The organism is Pseudoalteromonas 'SMAR' (assembly GCF_048515945.1).
GTDB lineage: Bacteria > Pseudomonadota > Gammaproteobacteria > Enterobacterales > Alteromonadaceae > Pseudoalteromonas.
On sequence record NZ_JBLWMW010000018.1, the window covers coordinates 68,710 to 78,284 of the forward strand.

The 9,575-nt window shown below is 42.7% G+C and carries 6 protein-coding genes; all 6 read left to right on the forward strand.

Features of this window, described 5'->3' with window-relative positions; translation table 11 throughout:
* The first annotated feature begins 22 nt into the window (after positions 1-22).
* Positions 23-2,245, forward strand: coding sequence for a TonB-dependent receptor (locus ACNKW2_RS09560; protein ID WP_419148353.1), 2,223 nt, complete (start codon positions 23-25; stop codon positions 2,243-2,245).
* A gap of 119 nt (positions 2,246-2,364) precedes the next feature.
* Entirely contained in the window at positions 2,365-5,043 is a 2,679-nt protein-coding gene (locus tag ACNKW2_RS09565; protein ID WP_419148354.1) for an ATP-binding protein, read from the forward strand.
* 112 nt (positions 5,044-5,155) lie between these two features.
* Positions 5,156-5,545, forward strand: coding sequence for a hypothetical protein (locus ACNKW2_RS09570; RefSeq protein WP_336566151.1), 390 nt, complete (start codon positions 5,156-5,158; stop codon positions 5,543-5,545).
* A complete protein-coding gene (locus ACNKW2_RS09575; protein ID WP_419148355.1) occupies positions 5,527-6,519 on the forward strand; it encodes an NAD(P)H-quinone oxidoreductase in 993 nt (330 codons plus the stop codon). Before ACNKW2_RS09570 ends, ACNKW2_RS09575 begins: the two co-directional genes overlap by 19 nt.
* Positions 6,520-7,331: 812 nt before the next feature.
* Entirely contained in the window at positions 7,332-8,039 is a 708-nt protein-coding gene (locus ACNKW2_RS09580) for a hypothetical protein (RefSeq protein ID WP_419148356.1), read from the forward strand.
* Between the two features lie 589 nt (positions 8,040-8,628).
* The coding region (locus ACNKW2_RS09585; RefSeq protein ID WP_419148357.1) for a hypothetical protein at positions 8,629-9,575 on the forward strand (947 nt) is incomplete at its 3' end.

A 9,575-nucleotide genomic window follows, 5' to 3' on the forward strand; every position in this document is an offset into this window, starting at 1 on the left:
GATATTACTCAGGATCTAACCAATGCATAAAAAACTGCTGGCAACACCACTTCTTTGTTCCGCGATGGCGACGACGGTCACTGCTGCCAATGAGATAGAGATCATTGAAGTGTATGCCCAAAAAAGAAAGCAGCCCATCGATGAAGTGGCCATTGCGGTCAAGTCTTTGTCGGGGGAGGTGCTGCAACAAGCTGCGCTCAAAGATACCACCGAGCTTGGCCATTTGGTGTCAAACGTTAAAGTCAGTCAGAATGCAGCAGAAGGCACGCCACCGGCGATTAACATTCGTGGTGTCGGCTTGGTAGATTACAACACCGCCAATACCTCACCGGTGGGCATGTATTTAGATGGGGTTTCCGTGGGCTCCGCCAATAATCAAATTGTTAATTTGTTTGATATTGAGCAAGTGGATGTCTTGAAAGGGCCACAAGGCACCTTGTTTGGTCGCAACTCAACCGGTGGGGCGATTTTACTGCGCACCGCTCGGCCTCAAGATGGTCGTTTTGGTTACATCAGCGCCGGGGCGGGCAGTGACGAGCTGAGCAAAGCACGGGCAATGTTTAATTACAGCCTAAATGACACCAGTGCAGTGCGCTTTGCTGCAAGCCACAATAACTATGACTACACCACCTACAATATTTACCCTGACTCGCCTGAAGCTGGCATGGAACAAAACGATCTTAGGTTAAGTTATCTTGGTGAGTTTGAGCAATTTAGTGTGTTTGTAAAGCTGGATTACGGTCACTGGAATGGTTTAGTGCAACCGGTTGGTAACATTGGTGTGATTGCCAACCCAATGGATGGCAGTTTATGCAGTGTTCAAGCGGCAGGGAGTTTAAACTGTTTTGACCTATTTGGTTTCAATAGTGGCAGTGAAGATTTTTGGGCTGTGAGTGTCAACAACGAACAAGCTCACCACAGCATCAGCAAAGGCATTACCACTGAGATAAACTACTTTTTAGACGACAACGCTGAGGTTATTTATCTCGGGGCATTTAACCGCCTAGACCGTCAGCATGGCTTTAATTGTGATGGCAGTCCGGCTGATTTATGCGAAGGGGAGTTGGGACTGAAAAACGAGCGCTTAGTGAATGAATTGCGTTATGAAAGCGGCAATGACGGCAGCTATTTGACTGTGGGCGCGTTTCATTTAGAAGAGCGTATTTATCAAGATAATTTTAATGATTTACTACGCGACTTAAGGGCAACGCCTTTGCGTGGCAACGCGGCCAACTTTTTCTACGATAATGACATCAAAGTGACATCCATGGCTTTGTTTGGCCAATACGAGTTTGATGTCAGTGACAAACTAGCATTAACTCTGGGTTTGCGCTTTAGCGATGAAGAAGTGGAGTATGACTCCTTTTCTTATGTCAATGTGATGGTCAACGACGACCTGAATGGGATCTTTTTGCCTTCTTATGCTGTGGCAGGAGAAGAGTCCGATACTAGCTGGTCGGGCAAAGCCGCACTCAAGTATCGCCTCGACCAAGACAAAAGCGTTTACTACAGCTTTGCTAATGGCACTAAAAGTGGTGGCTACAATGGTGGTTATTTATTAAGTGAAGAGCAAGCCTTGCAAGCCAACTATGGCCCAGAATCATTAAACGCTCACGAAGTTGGTTTAAAGGCCGCGTTTCAAGAGCTAGGCTTAAAAAGTAACTTTGCCGCTTTTTACTATGATTATAAAGACCAACAGGTGTTTATGAATCAGGCCTCAGATATCCCTGGCACACCGCCTTATCAGTTGCTTGAGAATGTTGGCGAGTCAACCATTTATGGGGTTGAGCTGGAAAATGCATGGCGTATCACGCCACAGGCGACACTCAATCTTGATATTGGTTATATCCCTGAAGCGAACTTTGCCGAGTTTGTTGATCCGGTTGGCAATCGGCTCACCGACAACCGTTTACCATTTACCTCTAAATGGAATGTTTCGGGTCAGTTCCGTTATGCTTTTAATTGGCAAAGCGTTGCCGTTAAAACCAGAGTCGGCTTTGATTATCAAAGTGATTATTACTTTGATCAAAATGAGTCTGACTATGCCATGCAACCAGACTACACCTTGTGGTCTGCGGCAATACAGTTTAAATATCAACAATTTCAAGTAGATATTTGGGGCAAAAACCTGCTTGATGAAGAGTATAGCCATTTAAAGTTTGACCTTAGAGACTTTCTTGGCATGCTAGAAGACTTTAAAGGTGATGGACGGCGTGTTGGTGTCGATGTAAGTTATTATTTCTAAGTTATGGCTTGCCATACTTAGCGAGTTTGTGTCGTGGCTGCAATAACATACGAAACCCTGTTACAGCGCTATTGATTTTGGTTTATTGTAATGAAGTTGATATAAGGTTTGGCGCTAGCATGCGTATATTTTTAATACTAATAAGCTTATTCGCATTACCAAGCCTGGCTGTCGACAGAGGCTCAGAGCTTTTGCTGCAACAGCCACTGCAATTCAAAAACCTTCATGATCATGGGCAGGCCTTTAGGGCTGAGGCGCGAACCAGCTTTCCTTCAAGCTGGGAAGAGATAGCGCAGTGGCAAACCAACTTAGAACCTTTAGATCGGCGGGCGCTGTTTTCCGGTCGTTATTTTCTCATCACTAAAGTCACTAATCACACCAGTGAAAAAGACTTTGTACTTTATCCGTATAATACTTTGGTGAGTAAAATAGAGTCACGAGTGTATACCAAAGACTCAGTAACCAGGCTGTTATCTGGCGGAAAGTTTGAAAATGAATTTCACTTTCATTATGGCAATAGCATTGAGCTGGCTCCTGGCCAAAGTTATTACATTGTTTCACTGTTTGAAAGTGACTTTTTCTATACGCCAATCAAGTTAACCATAGAGCCGTTGCAGGAGTTTAAACAGCAAGTGGTGAATGAAAACCTAGTGATGATCTTGTGCTTTAGTGTGGGCATCGTACTGGGTTTGTATAATCTGCTGATTTATTTAGGCTCAAAAGATGTTACGCACCTGTATTATGCCCTGTTCACTGCTGTTTGGGTGTTTGCCTGGAGCCACTTTTTCCATATACCCGACCAACTATTTAACTTTTATTCGGCCAACTTACATTGGCTTGGTTTTGCTTTAGCGCCCCTTACCAATGCCTTATTTTATATTCATTTACTGAAGTTAAAAGAAACCAACCCAAGGTATGTAGCCATCTCGATTTGGCTAGGTGTGATTGCGGCCATTGGTTTGCCTTTTTGCATTTTATTCCCAGGTTTTGGTTTTATATGGGCCACCCTAGTTACTGGGTTAGCGCTGATTTTTGGCCTCTTTGTTGGCATCAAGCGTTGGAGCGAGGGGTTTAAGCCAGCTCGCTACTTTGTGTTTGCTTATTTAGCCATGGCGTTCCCGAATATGATTGGTAACTTAACCAATTTAGGGTTATTTCCGGAAACGTCGAGCAACTTATATCTTTATGGTTTGATTGGTTCGGCACTCGATGCCTTACTACTGGCCTTTGCGGTTGCCGATAAGTTCCGCTTAACCAATGAACAAAATATTGAGTTAAATAAAAACTTGGAAGCCAAAGTATTAAAGCGTACTTATGAATTAGAACAAGTTGCCTCTGAGCTTCGCGATGCCAGTGAAGCGAAAAGCCGTTTCTTGGCCAACATGAGTCATGAAATAAGAACGCCCATGACGTCAATCATCGGCTACGCGGATGGCATTATGTTAGGAGACATAAAGCCGCATGAGCGCAATCAAGCGATATCGGTGATCTTACAAAATTCGCGACACGTTTTAGGCTTAATCAACGACATTCTGGATATGTCAAAAATAGAGGCCAACAAGTTAGAAGTAGAGCTTATCGAGTCTAACTTATTTCAAGCGATTGCCCATGTGGACTCACTTTTAGGCAAGCAAATTCGCGACAAGGGGCTGGAGTTCGCGCTGAATTATCAGTTTCCGCTGCCAGATTACGTGGTGATAGATCCAACCCGACTACGACAGATTTTATTAAATCTCACTTCCAACGCGCTTAAATTTACCTCAGTTGGTAAGATTTCAATCGACGTTGCGTGTCGCAATGACAAGCTCCTGATCACCGTGCGTGATACCGGGATTGGCATGACCGCAAGCGAACAAAAAGAGCTCTTCAGTGCGTTTTATCAAGCCGATTCATCGACTTCCAGAAAATATGGTGGCACTGGGCTTGGGTTAAATATTTCCAAAAGCCTAGCCAGAAAGTTGGATGGCGATATTACGGTTGAGAGTGAGGTGGGCTCAGGTACGGCATTTACGTTGACGTTGTCGCTTTATACCACGGAGCGCACCACGTGGGTACAAAGCCTAGATCAGATCTCAACCAAGAAAGAACAACAACCGGTTTCACAGCTTGAAAATAGCAATGATCTCAAAGGTGAAGTCTTGCTGGCAGAAGACAATCAAGACAACGCCAAGCTTATCAAGCGCATATTAGAGCGAATGGGCCTTTCGGTGACTGCGGTTGAAAATGGCCAGCTTGCAGTGCAAGCGGTATTAGACAAAGACTTTGACCTCATTTTAATGGATATCCAAATGCCGGTAATGGACGGTGAGCAAGCATTTAGCTTTATTCAGGCTACCGGCTGTAGTACCCCCATTATCGCACTTACCGCCAATACCATGCCCAATGAAATAGAGCGTTACTTGAAATTAGGCTTTAATGACCACTTGGCAAAACCCATTGACCGCAGTGAGTTTGCTAAAAAAGTGGCTCATTATCTAGATATTAAAGTCGATGAAGAATTGGACCTACCTGAAGCTGAGTTTAACTTATTGAAGCAGCAATATATTGCCGGTTTAAACGAGCAAATTGTGCAGTTAAAAAACCAAGCCAAATATCAAGATTTTGAAGCCTTAGCGAAAACCACCCACGCGATTAAAGGCACGGCGGCGATGTTTGATTGTCATGATATTCATAACATTGCCACTGAGGTGGACGCTAAGCTCAAGCAACAACAATGTGATGGGCGGTTAATCGACTCTCTTATTGCGGCCATGCAAGCCGCTATTCATGCCTCAAGTGACAAGGTTAAGCAGGCCTAATTCCTCGCCATAAACCCCTAACTGGGTTGGCTTGAGATTATCTCAACTGACCAAGACCACTACTTGTGTCAAACTCACTAATCACAATCATTGATTAACATTAAGGAAGATCATGAAATACATCATGGCACTGGGGCTGTTCATCTGCGGCAGTACGTATGCAAATCCATTATTGGGCACCTGGGAGTTTGTCGAGGGGAGTTACGCTACCGCCAATGGCGTGGTCACCGCGGCGGCACCAGAAGTGACTTCTACCAAGCTTATCACTGCAGGCCATCACAGTTACATTACTCGCAGCAATGGTCAATTTAAGTACGCTGGTGGTGGTCGCTATGAACTAAAAGACGGTAAATTCATAGAAACGTATGAGTACGGTAATGTTACCTCGTTGCTTGGCAGAACCATGGCATTTAGCTATAAAATTGAAGGCGAATTATGGCATCATGAACTGTACGAAGATGGCGAATTTGTTGAAAAGGAAATATGGAAAAAAGTCCGCTGATCCCAGAAAAAACGCGCTATATTAGCCACGATAGTGGCCAATTAACGCTGCAAAGCATGGCTATGCCTAATGTAGGCGCATCACAGGTGTTAATTAAAGTATCGGCTTTTGGAGTCAACCGAGCTGATCTACTACAAAGAGCTGGAAAGTACCCAGCACCCAAAGGTGACAGCCCAGTGTTGGGGTTAGAAGTCGCCGGGACGGTTGTTGCTGTGGGAGATACTGCTCACCATCACTTGATAGGCAAACGCGTGTTAAGTTTAACCGCTGGTGGAGGCTATGCTGAGTATGCCGTAGCTGAACAGGCGTTGCTTATTCCAGTGCCTGAGAAGATGCCTTTATATCAAGCCGCTGGCGTTGCCGAAGTAATGTTGACGGCGTTTGATGCCATAATTCGCACTGGTAAATTAGCGCCAGGGCAAGTGTTACTTTGCCATGGTGGCGCATCTGGCGTTGGTGCGGCCGCCATTCGTATTGCTAAAGCGGTGGGGGCCACGGTTGTTACTACGCAAAGCAGTGACGAAAAAGGCCAGTTTGCCCGCTCACTTGGTGCAGATCATGTGATTAATTATAAGCAGCAAGACTTTGTTACTGAGATGAAGGCGTTGGGCCTGCAAGCCAATGTCATACTTGACCCTGTGGGTGGAGAGTACCTAAAAGGCAATTTGCAGGTCGCCAGCCTTGATTGTCATTGTATTATGCTAGCTATGCTCGGAGGGCGCTTTGCTGAGCTGGATTTTGCCCGCTTGCTGCAAAAACGCTTTAACCTGCATGGCAGTACGTTAAGAAACCGCACGCTTGAATACAAAGCAGAGTTAGTAAAGCAGTTTTGTCAGGAGTTTGAAGAACAACTTACTGAGCCTCATCTTGAGATCCCCATTTATCGCCAGTTTAATTGGCAAGAAATTGAATTAGCCCATCAGGTGTTGGAGCATAATGAAAATCTTGGGAAGGTGGTGGTGAATGTTGCTTAGCGAAACACCGCTATGCGGATGATTCTTGCTCATTGATGTTATTCACATCCCTTTTGGTGGTAAGGAAGTGCATTGTTGCAGCACATATAAAGTATAGTGAGCTTTACACACTTTAGTGCTATGAGCTCGTTGTCCTCGTGACGGGTTTCTGCGCCCGTCCATGGGCGCCGACTGACTTTTCTTTGCCGCCCAAAGAAAAGTAAGCAAAAGAAAGGGCGCTCCCAACATCACACCGGGAACCTCAAGTAATCAGTCAATTTTAACGTTACCAGCATGTAAGGGCCGTCCGTGGCCCTGACATGCTTTTTCGCGCTTCCCTGCGCGAAATAAGTTAATTGGCTGCTGACTTGAGGGGGTGATGAGGGAGAAGGGGGTTGCTGCTAGCTGCTTTTTTGGTCTGTTAACAATTTCATTGCTGAACAACCAATGATGGCTATTGTTATTCCTACGGTGGCATTACCTTCCTAGTTAAGTACTAATTTATAATGGTTGACAGCGATAATTATCCTTCTGCTAAGCAGCGTTGAGAGTTGAAGTAAGTTTGGCTGCGCCAGAGCCTTGCCAAAGTGTAAAAAAGTAGGTTTAATGATACACATAAATAACGTTGTTCAGGCAGGGAGCGAGTCAATTTGTAGCGTGTGGCGCCAAAAAGCGGTTCAAGTAACAGGCACTCAGCAAAAGCAAATCCCCATAGTATAAACCACACCAGCCGGATACGGCGTGCAGGTAGCAGCCCAGTTCAACAAGCGATTATGCGTACTGCGTACTCATGAATACTAAAGCGTTATATTGAATTCAGATTTGGAGTATAAATGGAAGCAAGGACTCAGTTTGAGTTAGCAGGAATTACCGTTGCACTTGCCATGTGTGCGGGTACATATTCTTTAGGAAAGCCTTCAAGTGAAGATACAGTTAATCAATTAGAAAAATCACTTGCAAGCTATGAGAAAGCAGACAAAATTAATACTGAAGAATTCATTGATTTAGTTATTACAACTACCTCCGAGCTTAAACTTTCTCTTACCGAAAGAAAATATTTACGAGAACAAGAATCTATAAACGAAGAGTTAAATCGTTCTTTAACTGCCATTAAACAACAGAACTCTGATTATAAATCCGTAATTGATGAAAAAAATAAAGAAGTAATGACACTAAATTCATTACACAAAGAAATAATCAGTGAGCTTCAAAACAAAAATCAAAAACTGATACAAAAAAAAGAGTCAGAAATTGAAAGACTTGTTGGTGAGTTAGCTCATTTTAAAGCGCCAAGTTTCAGTTTTAAATTAGCAGAAGGGCAAGGAAGGAATTTAAAGAAAGGTACAATTCAAGTAGGTTTGTCTGTAATTGAATTCGGAAACACCTGTAAGGTGAGTGTTAACAATGAGCGCAGAGAAATGAAGGCTGGTGATTTTTCTGTTCATGATGATTGTCGAGTTACATTAACTGGCTGTAACCATGACGAACGCCCACGAACGGCGGAATTTGAAATGGTTTGCTCTGTAGAAAGTTCAATATAACGAGTCAATGCATCAGGACAAAAAAATGTTGGTTTCGCTCCTGCGTTGCTATTTTTAACCAACAAATTTTTGCCCCTGATTGAGGCGTTGCTACAAATAATGTCAAGGATTTAAGATGAGTAGAGATTGGGAATCAGTATTTACAATTTGGGCACAAGGCCCAAGTAACGTGGTTCTCTCTCTTCGCTCCCACTTCAGCCTACCTGTATTTACTTCTAAGTGGGTCACTCGATAAGCACGTGAGGTATTTCATAGAAGGAATTTTGAACGTTTAATACCACCGATTTTAATAGTGTTAATTATCCATTTATTGAAATTGGTATCTTTGTTTCGGTTTGTATTGTTGGTTTGTTTGGCTATTACATCTACATTTCTTATTGATTTTCTTTTTTGTGAAATCTTTAAGTCTAGTTGCTCCTCAGAACCATTAATTGGTCTAGGTTATATAATCAATCATTTGTAGTGGCATAGTGATTTGACAAACTAATTATGACTCTGGCTTTGGATTAAGCTAACTCATTAAAAAGCGGTAGTTATCACCGTGTGGGAGTCATTATGTCTATATGGATTTAAAAATCGAGGTTTTTCAATGAAAGTAGTTATCGGAAGTCTAAAAAGGTTTTGGAAACGTTATAAAGAAGAAAATCCTACTATACAGCTTAGTGTTCCTATTGTGGGTGGTTTTGCAGCGAACATTCCTTTAGTTGAAAAAGGAAAGTTGAAGCGAACTAGAACAGGAGTAAATGCTAAAGACAAAGCGACCCCTTTTGTTGAATCTGACACCAATTACCTAGTCAAATACTACAGTCATTATGAGCTAGAAAAAGAATACAAATTTTGCCGTTCGCCATATGCTGAAACCATACCTCTTAGAAGAGGAAGTAAAGGCTTTTCTTATGGAAAAAATGTAGATGATTTAGAAGTATGTTTTATTGATGCAAAGTACATGGTTCCAGACTATTTAAAAGAGCATGCGGAAAAAGCAGTAAAACTATTTAAAGCCTTAGGTAAGATCAAAATTGACGATAGAACAGGTGAGTTTCAAAACGATTATTCAATCCGTATAACTAATTTTGATATAGATGAGAATAAAGTTCATATTCAGCCTGCTACTTATTTCGATCAAGTAGCGACCAACCTAACTTTAGATTGGGCTTCTGGGGTGTTAGGGGATGATCCACTGCTAACGATTCGAAATGACTATGAAAAAGCTCAAAATGGCCTAATAACCCCTCTAAGATCATCAATACTTGCAAATACTTTAGGTGTTGCTGCTGTTGTTGTTAATCCAGATACAAAAGAAGTACTGATACCTATTCGGGGAAATGAACAAGCTATTATGGATAATGGGCGAGGAAAGTTCCATTGTTCTGTATCAGGAGTTTTTGCATGGAATGAACTTGAGACTAGTGCGAACAACTTGTCATTTGACTTTTTCTATAAAGGAATAGAAAAGGAAATAAAAAGTGAAATTGGACTCAGACCCAATCAATATAATTTAATACCGCTTGCGTTTACTAGAGAGCTTGTACGCGG

What these genes read in the sequence shown, in the direction of transcription:
- ACNKW2_RS09560 (WP_419148353.1), top strand. Translation starts at nt 23, where the DNA reads ATGCATAAAAAACTGCTGGCAACACCACTTCTTTGTTCCGCGATGGCG.
- ACNKW2_RS09565 (WP_419148354.1), top strand. Translation starts at nt 2,365, where the DNA reads ATGCGTATATTTTTAATACTAATAAGCTTATTCGCATTACCAAGCCTG.
- ACNKW2_RS09570 (WP_336566151.1), top strand. Translation starts at nt 5,156, where the DNA reads ATGAAATACATCATGGCACTGGGGCTGTTCATCTGCGGCAGTACGTAT.
- ACNKW2_RS09575 (WP_419148355.1), top strand. Translation starts at nt 5,527, where the DNA reads ATGGAAAAAAGTCCGCTGATCCCAGAAAAAACGCGCTATATTAGCCAC.
- ACNKW2_RS09580 (WP_419148356.1), top strand. Translation starts at nt 7,332, where the DNA reads ATGGAAGCAAGGACTCAGTTTGAGTTAGCAGGAATTACCGTTGCACTT.